Raw genomic sequence first — 13,233 nt, forward strand, 5'->3', positions numbered from 1 at the left:
ACCTGCCCTACAAGATAGGTCGTGCTGCTTAGGACGATCCCTGCTGTCCGGCGTCGCCGGGTTGCTGGCTGTTAATGGGTGGTGGTGGTGTGTTTTGCTGCACCGGCGCAACGCTCTCCGGTGTACTTTCAGTGGTGGCAGGTTGAGGCGTCGGGCTGTCGCCGCCGGTACTGAGTCCGCTCTGCCGAACGGAATCTACGATTTGGTTTAGTCGTCCCAACTCGGCCCGCGCTCGATCGGCAAAGTCTGAGCCCTTGGACGCATACAGTACAGAGCGGGAGACATTAATAAGGGCCGTCTTGGTGAAATTGTCGGTGCCGAAAGCGGCCGCCTTCTCTAGCGACCCACCCTGAGCGCCAACACCGGGAATCAAGAGCGGCATGTTGCCGGATACCTGGCGCAGTTCCTTCAACTGTTCCGGATTGGTAGCGCCCACCACCAGACCGCAGTTGTTATCTTTGTTCCAGTAGGCCACTTTTTCGGCCACAATTCGGTAAAGCGGTTGGCCCTCCACATTCAGAATCTGAAAGTCCTTGGAGCCGGGGTTCGATGTCAGGCATAGAATAAAAACACCTTGTTCTTTGTGCTCTATGAAGGGCCGAAGAGAGTCATAGCCCATGTATGGATTGAGGGTAACCCAGGATGCTTTCAACTGTTTGAACATAGCATCGGCGTAGTGGCCTGCAGTGTTACCGATGTCACCACGTTTGCCGTCCAGGATAACCGGCACGGAGTCACCGATGCGTTCGATGATCAGTTTCAACAATGACAGTCCCTCGGCACCCAAACTCTCGTAGAAAGCCAGATTGGGTTTGTAGGCACAGACCCTGTCTTTGGTGGCCTCGATTACGCCGACTGCAAACTCAAACATCCCTTTGACACTTTTGGAATGTTCCGAAGGCATTCGACGTGGATCCAGATCGAGACCAAGACAGATCATCGATTTATTATCCGCCTGTATCCTTTGAAGTTCCTTAAGAGCAAACATCAGTATTTCTCCAGTCTCCCTACGAGGTCGTTGATCGATTTAATATTTCGAGCCTGAAGGTAGGTCTTCAGACCGCTTACGATTTTCAGCGGTGCTTCCGGCTCGACAAACAGCGCCGTGCCGATCTGGACAGCCGAAGCTCCGCAAAGCATGAATTCCACGACATCCTGCCAGGTGGCGATACCACCCACACCGACAATCGGCAGGCGACAGTTTTCGTGGACGGCCGCCACCATGGCCAGGGCGATCGGTTTTATTGCCGGGCCGGTAAGACCGCCTTTGTTGTTGGTAAGCCGGGGGCGGCGGGTCTCGATGTCGACGGCTGTTCCCACCAACGAGTTTATCACCGTCAGAGCATCAGCCCCACCTGCCTCGGCGGCGCGAGCGATGTCACAGATGTTCGTGACGTTGGGTGATAATTTGACGATTATCGGACGGTCGAAAACTTTTTTGACTTCGGCCACTACTTTTTGCGTGAGATAGGGATCGCTGCCAAACTCCATGCCGCCCCGGTCGACATTGGGACAGCTGATGTTCAGTTCGATCATGTCCAGATCGTCAACGTTGTTCAACCTGCGACTCACCTCAACATACTCATCGACCGATGCTCCGGCGACGTTGACGATAACACCTGTCTTCTGTTCGCTCAAAAAAGGCATCTTGTCCCGAATGAAAGCATCGACACCGACATTAGCCAGACCTATGGCGTTGAGCATCCCGGACGCTGTCTCGGCTGTGCGCGGCGGTGGATGACCCAACCGTGGCTCCAGGGTAATCGACTTGGTGACCAGGGCACCCAGCCTGGACAATGGAAAAATCTCGGCCAATTCCTCACCATAGCCGCAGCAACCGGAGGCGGTCATAATCGGATTTGCAAACTCGACCCCCGAGAGCGTTGTTTTCATGGCATCTCTCACAAGGCTACCTCACCGATCTCAAATACCGGCCCTTCGCGACAGACACGGGCGTGGCCGCCGGCCGTCAGAGGCACCACACAACCCAGACAAACACCGAAGCCGCACGGCATCGGCGCTTCCAAAGACAGCTGACCGCCGATACCGACCTGCAAGCCGAGATCGTTCACCGCTTTCAGCATCCCCGGCGGACCGCATGAGTAAACCTGCACGCGCCCGCTACGCTTGTCCAGGTACCGTTGTACCGGATCGACAACCAGTCCTTTTTCGCCAAGCGAGCCGTCCTCCGTAACGACGGTAAGATTGACACCCATTTTCTTAAGACGCGTTCGTTCGACAATATCAGTCTTGCTGCGTCCACCGTAGAAGAACAGAAGTTTCTGGGGGTCATGGCCTTGTTCGATAAGACGCTGGGCAAAAAACATCAAAGGCGGAAAACCAACACCGCCGGCTATCATAACCGCCGTCTCGTTCTTGCGCGGTCGTTTGAACGATGTACCCAGGGGGCCGAGGATGTTTACTTCGTCACCGTCTGCAAGGGTACCGAACGCCTTGGTGCCGCGTCCAAGAGACTTGAAGATCAACTCAAGGCTCTGCTTTCGGCTATCCACCGAAGCTACCGAAAAAGCTCGTCGGAAATAGACCACATCGGTGGGCAGTTTGACATGGACGAATTGGCCGGGTCGGCAATCGCTCGCCTGACTGTACGGTGCAAAAGTGAACGAATAGTAGTCATTCTTCAAGTCCCGACGATTGATCAAAGGCGTACTTTCACACTTTGGTTTAGTCATCTCAGATGATCCGGTAAACGTACCTTAAACTTGTAATACAATCTGTGCCCCTGAAGCTCGACCGGAATTCGGGTCGGGTCGAAAGCATAGGACTCGAAAGTTTCTTTAACGCGCGTATTGATTTCCTCATTGGGTGACCTGGTTTTCAGTTCATACCAATCGACTTCTCCGGAAAAATCGAGTGTTAACTGAAAAATCAACTCTCCCTCCCACTTTTCATTGTATGCGTCAGGTGGGTACTCGAACGGTATATCAATACGAATTGGATCCAGTAACAACTGCTGCAATTGGGTCCCATCTTCATCCGTCACAGCCGCCACCTGAGGGTCGATGTACTCCTGGCCGCCCGACTTGGTGCCCGGACCCAGGCTGTCGCCTTCATCGACTTCGGCGAACATGGCGCTGTCCAACGGTTGATCCACCTCGTCTCGGCTCCTGGGCTTGGGAGTAAACTGCAACCGCGAGCGGGCTTCGTTGGCCCAGCCGGAGCCTGAAAAAGAGTCGGCAAACTCCGTGTAGGCCCAGATGATCGAGGAATCGCCGGGGCTGTCATACATTTCGGTCAACCAAATGAGGGCAAAGCTCGCCTGCGCGAAATACCGCGAATCCTCGAAACGGTCGACTACCATCTGATAATTCGCTCGGGCGCTGTCCAGGTCAGCCTCATCGACCAGAAAGTACTCGGCACGCTGAAAGTACATTCCGGCGTAACCTGTGTCGGCTTCTGAGCCGATCAAACCCAGGCGATCCAGAGCTTCGACCACAAAATCCGAAGCTGGATACCTGACAAGGACCTCGTGGAGAATAGAATCGGCCGCCGTGGAATCTCCCCGGCGGTCGCGAATCATCTCAGACAATGCGATCAAGGCTTTGGGGCTGTCGTAGGCGGTGGGAAATGAATCCACCACCGTTTGCATGGCGATGATGCCCGAATCCGGTTTGTTGAGATCCAACCAATATAACTCGGCCAATTGGTATTGAATGTAAGCGGCTTCATCTATCATCTCCTGGGTAGCCGAGGAATCCAGCTCGATCGCCTGTGAATACTCCTCAAGCAAGCCTATAGCAGACGACTGCTGCAAAGCATCCTTACCGATTCCGGTACCGCGGTCCAGTTTGGTGGTCGAATCATAATAGAGTTTGGCTTCAATCAAATCATCGTAATCGTACTGGTAGATTAATCCCAGCCGCCAAAAAGCCTCGGCTCTGGCATACCCTTTTTCCGTCTCGTTTATAACATCCCGATAGACCGCCTCGGCCAGAGCCAACTCTTCAGAGTGTTCATACCCCTCACCCATCTTGAGCTTCAGGGAAGGCAGGGAGTCGAAATAAATGTCTTCGTCCATCAGGGTGGTCAAATAGTCCTGGCCGTCCTCAATGCGCATGAGCCGGTATGAACAATCGGCTGCCTGATACAGGGAGTGGTACTTCTCATCCTTGTCCGGTTCCATTCCCAAAAGTTGCAGGTAAGCGCCCAGAGCGTCCTCGAAACGGTAGCTATCGTAATACCCATCGGCCAGATAGGTCTGGGCGAGTCTCTTTTCGTCCTCATTGCCCAGAGAATCACGCAAGGCCAGAAAATACGGCTCGGCCAGTTTGTGGTCCTCGTCATCCCTATGATAAGTACCCAGTGTCATGGCCGCTTCACTCTTGAACGAGGCTTCATAATCCCCTTCAAATATGTCCTGGAAAACCACCACGGCGTCAGCCACGTCTTTTTGCATCAGCTTGGCTTTGGCCAGGTACAGAGTGGCGTCACGGACATACTCACCATCGGGATAGACAGCCAGGATTTCTCGCGCCCGCCGCTCACTTTTGGGAAACTGCTCGGTATGGTAGTAGGACACCATCAGAATATGCAGAGCGTCGTCGTAATACTTTGAGTCGGGGTAGTCCTCGATTACTTTCAGCGATTTCTCGATCGCTTTGCGGTAGCCTGAAACATTACCGCGGCCTTTTCCCTTGATCTTCTTTCGGGAATTCTCGGCTTCGTTGAAGGCCTTCCGGCCGTTATAAAAAGTGTTATAGTAAACGCAGCTAAGGCCGAATGTAGCCACCAGCAGCAGAAGCATCAATCTTATGGTCCAAAACCTCATAGGAGATTTCACAGTGTATTGTCCCATCCTGGTCTTGTTTCGGCCTTTATACTCTGTTGCCGGGTCACGGTTTCAAGTCTCCATACCCTCGCGACGGAGCCGGTAGGCCTCAACCAGCTTGGAAAGGAACTCACCCGAACGAGCGCCTACATAGAAATCGGCAACCTCTGTCAATGGCGTGCGTTCCGGATTGATCTCTATCAGGGTGGCTCCGGCCCGCTTGGCTATCATGGGCAATGAAGCAGCGGGGTGGACGATGGCTGAAGTACCTATCGAGAAAAATATCTCCGCCTCTTCCGATACCCGAAAGGCGTCGGTGATCACGTCGTTGTCCAGCATCTCCCCGAACCAGACCACATCCGGTCTGATACGCCCGCCACAGTGTTCACAGCCGGGTATATCATCGGGATCGATTGTTGTCGCCACCGAAACCAGACGGTTGCACTTGGCGCACTTGTTGCGGTGGATGTTGCCGTGAAGTTCCAGTATCGACTGAGACCCCGCCTCATGATGCAAGCCATCGATATTCTGAGTGATCAAAGTGAAGGACTCGAAGAAGTCTTCCAATTTGCCGAGCGCAACATGGCCGGGATTCGGTTTTACCTCGCGCATCAGTTCGCGTCGCCAGCTATACCATTCCCAAACCAGTTTGGGATTGGCCATAAAGGCGTCCATGGTGGCCAACTCTTCCGGCTTGAACTTTTTCCAAAGTCCTTCCTGGCCGCGAAACGTCGGCACCCCCGACTCGGCCGAGATACCGGCCCCGGTCAGGACGGCACAGCGACGACAATTAAGCATGATTTCGACCAGTTCGTCCGTCATGGCGCCAAGATACGTCTGCGCTGGTTGATTGCCAACGATAATGTTAATCGAACAGGAATCCCGCCCGACGCCTGCCCACGCAGTCAATGGCTGTCAGGCGACTCGCCTGACAGCACCCAGCCCACTCCAAACCAGGCATGAGTCGGCCAGCCACATCCGCATAAAGGGACCAAAACCGCCGACTATTAGTGCTAAAGCAAGATGAACTGTGACCGATACTTTTACTAGGTGTCTCAAAATGAAACGCTCGAGGCAAGATGACTACACCGAAGGTTCAAATTGAAGCAGGCCGCTCACCGGATACAGAGCAATCGGCTCTTATGATCGAGACAAAGCAGAATCGTCTGGGAGATCCCAACTCAGCCAAACTGGCCGGTCTCATGTTGGGCCTGCAGCTCAGAGAGTGTCCAAACCGGCAGGATCGAATCCTGTTGGACGAACTGGCCCCACCGGACAGATGCGTGTTCCTGGTCCATCATGGTCGCTTTGTGCATCCCGATGAGTTCGATCCATTTCCGTTGGAACATATCAGCGGGTGCTCCGGCGACCAGGCGTTTTTCTCCCATCGCTTCTGGCCCGAGGGCGAACGGAAAGGGCACGCCTGTACAATCCAAACAGCCGTGCTCAATCCCGGTGAACCGAACTCGCTCATGTTCGGCTGGTTCGGTCCCGAAAAAATCACCCTCGACGGAGGCTGGGACCATCGGTTCAGCCTACTGGTGACCGATTTACAGAGCGCTTACACAGAATCGGCGGCGTTGGCCCGGCGATTGCAAGCCCAACTAAAAACAGAAGTGCCTACCCTGATTATAGACCGCCTGACCGGGCAGTTGCTGTGGCTGAACAAACCGGCGGCTGAAATATGTGGACAAAACCGTGCAGCGCTGGTCGATCTTCCCTTTGAGCAGCTCCGGACCATGCTCGCTGAGTCTCCACCACATCGCAGTCTGACCATGAAACAGGTCAGGCTCGGCAACATCGAAGTTACCATAGTAACTCTGTCTGAAGTAGAAGCGTCGGCGCGTCCGACCGCACCCTTTGTGCCCGATTCTCTGCTGCAACTGTCAGAGCAGAAGCTGGCCGGAATCATCATGGCCGCTGAGCTGCTAAAAAGCTCACTGTCCGTTCATGGGGACAGCGAGTCTGTCGAACTGAGCGACATCATTGCAGGCGAAGCGCGCGAACTGGACGACCTGATCGGCGAACAGATGCTGCAGTTTGATGACACCACCGACAATCCGACCGGCACGGTAGCGAGAAGTAACCCCCAAAAGACTCTGGAAACACAATGACACAGACGGCCACGAGCCACGACCGAATACTGATCATCGATCAAACGACGACAGTTGACAGCCAATTGAAAGCTGCTCTGTCCATGGAGGACTATCATGTTGACACCGCCGATTGCGGTCCTGCGGCGCTTGAGAGGTTAGAACATGAGTGCGACCTGCTAATAGTGCCGGACCCAATCGATGGCCGGCCGGCCGGGGAGTTCACCCGGCAAGTTCAGTGTCGTTTTCCCAACACCGCCATCATCGTGGTCACGACCGAGTCCAGCGAGAAGGCAGGAGCCGAGGCGCTAACAGCCGGAGCACATGACTATCTGGTGACGTCGTCATCACAAGTGCGGATTCTGGCTTCGATTCGCCGCACTCTCCAGTTGATGCGCATGAAGAATGAACTCACCATGCTGCGTCAAACCGTGGCCATGTCACACGGCTTTGACAATCTGATCGGATCATCCGACTCAATGATCAAGCTGAAAGAAACAGCACGCAAGCTGGCTCCGACCGACATAACCGTTCTCATCGGTGGTCCCTCAGGCTCTGGTAAGGAGCTACTGGCCCGTGTAATGCATCATCATTCACGCCGCCGTAGCGGTCCCTTTGTGGCTGTCGACTTCACGGCACAAACCTCCCAAACCGCAACTGAACAGCTGTTTGGTGACCGCCGCGCTCAGACTGAGGGTCAAGCCAAAAGCGCCGCATTGCTTGAGCAAGCCGATGGCGGCACCCTATTTCTGGACAATGTCGAGTCTGTACCTCCGGACTTGCAGCCTAAGTTGGCTCGCTTCCTGACCGAATTCACGGTCGCGACCGATGCTGCTCAGTCCGGCCGCAAACTGGACCTGAGGGTGTTGGCCGCCACCAGTCAGGACCTTGCCGGGATGGCCGAAGACGGCCTGTTCGACCATGAACTCTGGAATCTGATCTGTGAAATCAACCTGAGCATACCATCTTTGTCCCAGCGTCCCGACGACATTGAACTGCTCTGTGAGTACTTCCTCAGGCGATTGCCGACCCAAACCGACCGTGCCGTGAGGGGCATAGGCCGCGAGGCCATCGAAAAACTTCAAGCCCACGACTGGCCGGGGAATGTGCGGGAACTGGAAACCTGCCTAAGCAGAGCTGCAGCTCTCTCCCGAACCGATCTTCTCCAGCCGGAGGACATCACCTTCGCCACCAGGATCGGACAGAGCCCCGGTCGCCGAGAGATTCGCATCCTGAATACTCGACGCAGAAGCGGGCTTCTGGATGATACACAGCGTTCGATCATCGCACGAGCCCTGGACGACAACAACTGGAATTTCACGCAAACGGCTCAGGAGTTGGGTATCGGACGGACGACATTATGGCGCAAAGTAAAAAAATACCAACTCACGCGGGAGCAGACCGAAACCGTAGCTTAACATCCAAGCGAGTACGACCATGATTGACAACAATGACAAACGCTGGCAGGCGCCCTCCGACAACGACTCGATTGCCGGTGTTACTCAAGCCCCGGCCCATCGTGACACGCCGCTGGCCGAAGCATTCCAGGACCTCACCGACAAATTGCAGAAAGAGTACAATATCGACAAAGGCGTGCTGGTGCTGCGTCCGGATGCCGGTCGCCAACTGGCTGCCGTGTCAACCTGGCATCGCGGTTCCATGCGTGACGGTCTACGACTGAATTTGCCGGTGGAAGCATCCTTGTTCGAGAAGGTGGCGGAGCAGGGCCATATCTACACCGAAGACTTTTGTGAGTCATTCTCAGGCAATTTTTTTGAACGCAAACTGCTTCTGGACGATGACTCACGTTCGTTTGTTTTACAGCCACTCAAGTGCGAGGGTCGTGTGCTGGGATTACTGGGCTACAGTTCGCGCCAACCGATGGCTTTTGTCACCTTTGAGGAAGGTGCCCTTGATGCCATTTGCAAAAAGCTCGGTTCGATAATTGATCGTTCCGACTTTGGCGGATAGGCCTGCCGGGTGGCCCGCCGCTACGGACTGCCAACAAAGGCGGGGCCGAAGACGGATCCGCCCTACTACGTTCAGCAGGGTCCTGGTCCGCCACGGCGGAGTGAGACCCTGCTGCTGCCCAGGCGCAGGGTCTCACCTTGTTTCTGGCAGCGAAGGACTCCGCGCAACGGCTGGACACATGAAACTGAAAACGCTTCCCACGCAATCTGAAGAACACGCGGGCACAACGAGCTTTCGCGGGTGGTGTTGGGCGACCCCGCCCGACACCCGCCTTCCAACCCACGGCCGTCAGGCGAGTCGCCTGACAGCACTCACACGACGTTGATTAGTATCCTCTTCTACTGTGACGCTTTGATCTCTCGCCGGGCTTGGTTGTGCTCGGCATTGGTCCGGCTGAAACGATGGCCGCCCGCGTTGTCGGCCACAAAGTAAAGATACTCGGTTTCGGCCGGCTTGATTGCTGCTTTGATCGCGGCCAGGCCCGGCGAATTGATCGGGGTCGGCGGCAGCCCTTTGTGCAGGTATGTGTTGTAAGGGCTATCCTTCTTGAGGTCTCGTATGTACAGCGGTCTATCCAATCCACCCAGCCCATAGATCACGGTGGGATCGGCATCAAGTTTCATCTTTATACGAAGTCGGTTGCTGTAGACCGAAGCGACAATCACGCGCTCTGAATCCACTGACGTCTCTGCTTCGACAATCGAGGCCAACTTGATAATCTCCTCTCGGGTCAAATCGAGCGGCAGGCTTTGCGGCCAGATGGACTCCGTCATCGTGCCATGCATGGTGACCATTTCTGTAAGGGCTGCTTCGGCTCTGGTACCCCACGGAAAGAAATATGTCTCCGGAAAAAGGTACCCCTCAAGACAGGGCAGATCGAGAGTTTGAATAAAGTCATCGTCGGATGCAAGATCCACCACCCGAGAGGAATCAATGTCCAACGCCGAGGCCAGTATGGCTGCGACTTTCCAGATGGGTGCGCCCTCGGGAATGGTCACTTTGATCCGGAACACGTCGGCCTCGCCCAGTTTTGTCAATACCGAGCGGCATGAGTTGCGACCGGTGAAGTCATACCGGCCCGGGGTCAGTTTGCGGTCGACTTTTTTCCAACGCGCTGCATATTTGAACACCAGACGGGAATCGATCACACCGGCGGCGATCAATTCATCGGCCACCGACTGAAACGAGGCACCCTCTTCGATTATGATAGTCACGGTGCGCTCACCCAGTTCCACATCGTGATAAAATGAGTATCCCACCCAGGCCCCTATGAGAACGCACAGGACCGCCAGTAAAATCAGATATGCTCGCGCTCGAAACATCTTTCTAACCACCCAACTGAAAACACCGGCCACGAACAACAGCACGCCGACAGCCAACAGAAACAACGTCACCAATGCGAACCATGGATACTCCCACCAACCTTCCCCCGGCTCTTTATCGCGACTGCTCATCCAGAAACCGTTGCAGAATAATCACCGCCGCCAGCCGATCCAGCCGTTTCTTATCCTGACCGACTTTCTTACCGTGAGCGTGGATGACCTCGGCCGCTTCGACCGATGAATACCGTTCGTCTACTTTATGTATCGGTCCCGGAAATATCCGGGCCAGTTTCTCGACAAACTGATCGACCTCAACGCACAGGTCGCTTGGATCACCTGAAGCCAACAGCGGGTATCCCACAACCAGGCCGTCCGGAGAGTGTTCTTCCAGAAGCGAACCGATCAACTTAAGCGCGTGACTATTCGACTTGATTTCGAGTGTCGTCAAAGCTGAAGCGATCAGTCCGGTCGGATCGCTTTTGGCCATGCCGATTCGACGGCGACCATAATCGATGGCCAGAAAGGTTCGATCATAAGCTGTCATGACAACGAATCTACGACTTCAACAGCGGTTGGTCAATGAATACCGGAATGTCAGTTGATTCCTGTCCCCTATAGAGACGACGGGTGGCCCATCCGCTTGAACCGGGCTTCCAGACAAGAGCTACGATCAACGATGGCTAGACAGACAGCAGTGGAACATAATAACACTCGCCCTTTGCGTAATATTGGGTTTACACCGCGTCGTGGCTGTGCCTATATTACTGGTAATTGCGAGACTCTTATGGAAACCACCATCTCTCACATCCTTTGGTATCCCGGCCATGAGCTACTACGACCCGATATTGTCAGGGCGGATAACTGCTATCTGTATGACTCCAGCCGAAAGAAATATGTCGATCTGGAATCCGGAGTCTGGTGCACTCCTCTGGGCCACAACAACCCGCGAATCACTCGTATTCTCACTGAGCAAGCCGCACAAATCTCCCACACCGGATTCAACTACTCATCACCGATCGTTGAAAACGCTGCCAAAAAGGTGCTGGCCTTGTTGGAAATCGAAAATGGTGTATGTGTCTTTCTCTGTTCCGGTAGCGAGGCAGTTGAATACGGTGTTCGGGTAGCACAGTCTTTTACTGATCGTCCGTTGCTCATGACCATGACCGACTCATACTTCGGCGCCTATGGTTCCGCGGCGGCCAGGGAGAGCGATCAATGGTACTGCTTTGATTGGACAGTCTGCGCCGGTTGCGACGACAAGGATACCTGTGACAGCCGCTGCGAACAGTTTGGCAAGATTCCCTTTGAGCGTATTGGTGGTTTCTTGTTCGAACCGGGTAGTTCCTCAGGGTTGGTCCGATTCCCGCCGAAAAAACTGATTCAGGCGCTCGTTGCTACCATAAAGGAAGACAACGGTCTGCTCCTCGTCAACGAAGTGACAACCGGCGTTGGCCGCACGGGACAGTGGTTTGGTTTTCAGCACTACGATATCTCGCCGGATGTTATCGCGATGGGCAAAGGGATCGGCAACGGCTATCCGGTCAGCGTGGCGGCCTTCGGACCCGAAATTGCAAAAGCCTTACGAGATCAGCCGTTAAACTACGCACAGTCACACCAGAATGATCCGCTGGGGGCGGCAATCGTGCAGGAAGTGATTCGTGTAATCCACGACGACGGATTGGTCGAACGCACAAGAGCGCTCGGCAAGCAATTGGCTGATGGCTTGACGGAGATCGCGGCAGGTTGCGAACTTGTCAAAGCTATCCGTTCGCGCGGTCTGATGGCCGCCGTTGAGTTGAACGACGATCCCGAATGTACTCTGACCATCCGAGTGCATCGCCAGCTTTTGCAGCGAGGTTACATCGTGGGACGCAGGGTCGGTGTGAGTGTGTTGCGAATCGATCCCAGCCTGACGATTGACCCAGCCGACATCGACGGTTTTCTCGCGACTTTCTCAAGTGTGCTTGGTGCGGAGATTTGAGCGTGACTGGGATATGTGGGGCGGGAGTGCGGTGTCGGATTTGACACAAGGTTACCGCGCGGCGACAAAGGATCGGCCATGGTCTCACATGTTGATGTGCTCAGGCCACTTTCCGCTTGTGTCGAAGCGACGCGGTGGGTATAATTATAGAGATACCTGTTTATTGAAATTCAAGGCGCCAGGGACCGGTGCGATAGATGTTCGGCCTTGATCTCGTGATTTCAAGGCTGGTCTGAATTGGCAGGAGGTTACAAAATGGTGTCGCGTATCACAGGCGGCTCTCGAAGGAACTAGTATGGGACGCCCGGCCATCATTGCGATGATCTTTATCCTCAGTTGGCTCCATTCGGTTGCCCAGGGGGAGATTTTGAAGACAACTTCGATGACCGTCGGCTACAGCCAGAGTGACTTTCGATACCTGAGGGGGGAGGGTACTTTCTTCTACGATTATGGGTCTGATTCTCCAGTACTGGTGCTCTCCACCGAAAAGCTCTTCTTGAGTATCGGGTATGGTACCCAGCAAGCCACTCCTCTCATTGGTCAACCCTCTTTGATGATGTTGGACGTTTCGTTCAGAATGGGGAAGAACATCAATCTGTTCAGTAGTTTGGCCCAATTGCCATTCGGCATGTTTGTCCCCCTTCGCTCCAACGTGGATTACCTTCGGGTGGCGATCAGGAATAGCGAGGCGCACGCGGGCAAGCCTAATATCAACCTATTGGGTGTGACCAGTGGGTTGGGAGTCGGCGGACGGATTCAGCTTGAGAACTTCCACCCTACCTTGACAGTTGTCGCAACCCTGGTTTCATCTGTGGGGATTCTGAGTGACCTGTCGGAAAAACAGGAATCCGTACTGCGGCTTGCTCGCACGACTGACTTCAATGTCGAAGCAAGAACAGGTCCTCTGTTGAAAGACCGATACGGGATCACGGTCGGTTTTACCTTTAGGTCTTTACGATGGACGAATGAAAACCCTGAGTCTTTCAAGGAAGTCATGCAGGCGATAGGGCAACCGAGCAGGGTGCCAAAACGTCGTGGACAAGTCTTGTTTAGAATAGGCCTCAATTGGTAAAAGGG

At 54.5% G+C, this 13,233-nt stretch carries 12 protein-coding genes; 5 read left to right on the top strand and 7 right to left on the bottom strand.

The window, feature by feature from the left end; genetic code table 11:
- Nucleotides 1-28: 28 nt before the first annotated feature.
- The 5 genes from pyrF to OEV49_04985 form a co-directional block, all read right to left on the bottom strand.
- Nucleotides 29-988: an orotidine-5'-phosphate decarboxylase gene (pyrF, locus tag OEV49_04965; protein ID MDH3890413.1), complete on the bottom strand. Its 960-nt coding sequence runs from the start codon at nt 986-988 to the stop codon at nt 29-31.
- Nucleotides 988-1,893, bottom strand: a complete 906-nt coding sequence (locus OEV49_04970; GenBank protein ID MDH3890414.1) for a dihydroorotate dehydrogenase — start codon at nt 1,891-1,893, stop codon at nt 988-990. Before OEV49_04970 ends, pyrF begins: the two co-directional genes overlap by 1 nt.
- 8 nt (nt 1,894-1,901) lie before the next feature.
- Nucleotides 1,902-2,693 (bottom strand): dihydroorotate dehydrogenase electron transfer subunit, encoded by a 792-nt coding sequence (locus tag OEV49_04975; GenBank protein ID MDH3890415.1) that lies wholly within the window; start codon nt 2,691-2,693, stop codon nt 1,902-1,904.
- Nucleotides 2,690-4,789 carry a hypothetical protein gene (locus OEV49_04980; protein ID MDH3890416.1) on the bottom strand — a complete coding sequence of 700 codons (2,100 nt, stop codon included), beginning with the start codon at nt 4,787-4,789 and terminating at the stop codon, nt 2,690-2,692. The genes OEV49_04975 and OEV49_04980 overlap by 4 nt, the downstream gene beginning before the upstream one ends.
- A gap of 72 nt (nt 4,790-4,861) precedes the next feature.
- Nucleotides 4,862-5,611 carry an NAD-dependent deacylase gene (locus tag OEV49_04985; GenBank protein ID MDH3890417.1) on the bottom strand — a complete coding sequence of 250 codons (750 nt, stop codon included), beginning with the start codon at nt 5,609-5,611 and terminating at the stop codon, nt 4,862-4,864.
- A 257-nt stretch (nt 5,612-5,868) separates the two neighbouring features.
- On the opposite strand from OEV49_04985, the gene OEV49_04990 reads away from it, so the two are divergent.
- The 3 genes from OEV49_04990 to OEV49_05000 are packed head-to-tail and all read left to right on the top strand — an operon-like array spanning nt 5,869 to nt 8,853.
- Complete coding sequence (locus OEV49_04990) at nt 5,869-6,903, top strand: hypothetical protein (GenBank protein ID MDH3890418.1); 1,035 nt, start codon at nt 5,869-5,871, stop codon at nt 6,901-6,903.
- The gene (locus OEV49_04995; GenBank protein MDH3890419.1) at nt 6,900-8,300 is read left to right on the top strand and encodes a sigma-54 dependent transcriptional regulator; all 1,401 of its coding nucleotides are present in this window, start codon (nt 6,900-6,902) and stop codon (nt 8,298-8,300) included. The genes OEV49_04990 and OEV49_04995 overlap by 4 nt, the downstream gene beginning before the upstream one ends.
- Before the next feature lie 19 nt (nt 8,301-8,319).
- Nucleotides 8,320-8,853 carry a GAF domain-containing protein gene (locus tag OEV49_05000; protein MDH3890420.1) on the top strand — a complete coding sequence of 178 codons (534 nt, stop codon included), beginning with the start codon at nt 8,320-8,322 and terminating at the stop codon, nt 8,851-8,853.
- Nucleotides 8,854-9,191: 338 nt separating this feature from the next.
- Here the strand turns inward: OEV49_05000 and mltG are convergent, their stop codons facing one another.
- Entirely contained in the window at nt 9,192-10,307 is a 1,116-nt protein-coding gene (gene mltG / locus OEV49_05005; GenBank protein ID MDH3890421.1) for an endolytic transglycosylase MltG, read from the bottom strand.
- Nucleotides 10,291-10,719, bottom strand: coding sequence for a Holliday junction resolvase RuvX (gene ruvX, locus OEV49_05010; protein ID MDH3890422.1), 429 nt, complete (start codon nt 10,717-10,719; stop codon nt 10,291-10,293). The genes mltG and ruvX overlap by 17 nt, the downstream gene beginning before the upstream one ends.
- A 240-nt stretch (nt 10,720-10,959) precedes the next feature.
- On the opposite strand from ruvX, the gene OEV49_05015 reads away from it, so the two are divergent.
- Together OEV49_05015 and OEV49_05020 are read left to right on the top strand one after the other, a co-directional pair.
- A complete protein-coding gene (locus tag OEV49_05015; protein MDH3890423.1) occupies nt 10,960-12,156 on the top strand; it encodes an aspartate aminotransferase family protein in 1,197 nt (398 codons plus the stop codon).
- A gap of 295 nt (nt 12,157-12,451) precedes the next feature.
- Nucleotides 12,452-13,228, top strand: a complete 777-nt coding sequence (locus OEV49_05020; protein MDH3890424.1) for a hypothetical protein — start codon at nt 12,452-12,454, stop codon at nt 13,226-13,228.
- Nucleotides 13,229-13,233 lie beyond the last annotated feature (5 nt).

This window comes from Candidatus Zixiibacteriota bacterium (assembly GCA_029860345.1).
Classification (GTDB): Bacteria; Zixibacteria; MSB-5A5; order GN15; family FEB-12; genus JAJRTA01.

Excerpts from the sequence above, each read along its gene's own strand:
- pyrF (MDH3890413.1), bottom strand. The coding sequence starts at position 988 with ATGTTTGCTCTTAAGGAACTTCAAAGGATACAGGCGGATAATAAATCG.
- OEV49_04970 (MDH3890414.1), bottom strand. The coding sequence starts at position 1,893 with ATGAAAACAACGCTCTCGGGGGTCGAGTTTGCAAATCCGATTATGACC.
- OEV49_04975 (MDH3890415.1), bottom strand. The coding sequence starts at position 2,693 with ATGACTAAACCAAAGTGTGAAAGTACGCCTTTGATCAATCGTCGGGAC.
- OEV49_04980 (MDH3890416.1), bottom strand. The coding sequence starts at position 4,789 with ATGAGGTTTTGGACCATAAGATTGATGCTTCTGCTGCTGGTGGCTACA.
- OEV49_04985 (MDH3890417.1), bottom strand. The coding sequence starts at position 5,611 with ATGACGGACGAACTGGTCGAAATCATGCTTAATTGTCGTCGCTGTGCC.
- OEV49_04990 (MDH3890418.1), top strand. The coding sequence starts at position 5,869 with ATGACTACACCGAAGGTTCAAATTGAAGCAGGCCGCTCACCGGATACA.
- OEV49_04995 (MDH3890419.1), top strand. The coding sequence starts at position 6,900 with ATGACACAGACGGCCACGAGCCACGACCGAATACTGATCATCGATCAA.
- OEV49_05000 (MDH3890420.1), top strand. The coding sequence starts at position 8,320 with ATGATTGACAACAATGACAAACGCTGGCAGGCGCCCTCCGACAACGAC.
- mltG (MDH3890421.1), bottom strand. The coding sequence starts at position 10,307 with ATGAGCAGTCGCGATAAAGAGCCGGGGGAAGGTTGGTGGGAGTATCCA.
- ruvX (MDH3890422.1), bottom strand. The coding sequence starts at position 10,719 with ATGACAGCTTATGATCGAACCTTTCTGGCCATCGATTATGGTCGCCGT.
- OEV49_05015 (MDH3890423.1), top strand. The coding sequence starts at position 10,960 with ATGGAAACCACCATCTCTCACATCCTTTGGTATCCCGGCCATGAGCTA.
- OEV49_05020 (MDH3890424.1), top strand. The coding sequence starts at position 12,452 with ATGGGACGCCCGGCCATCATTGCGATGATCTTTATCCTCAGTTGGCTC.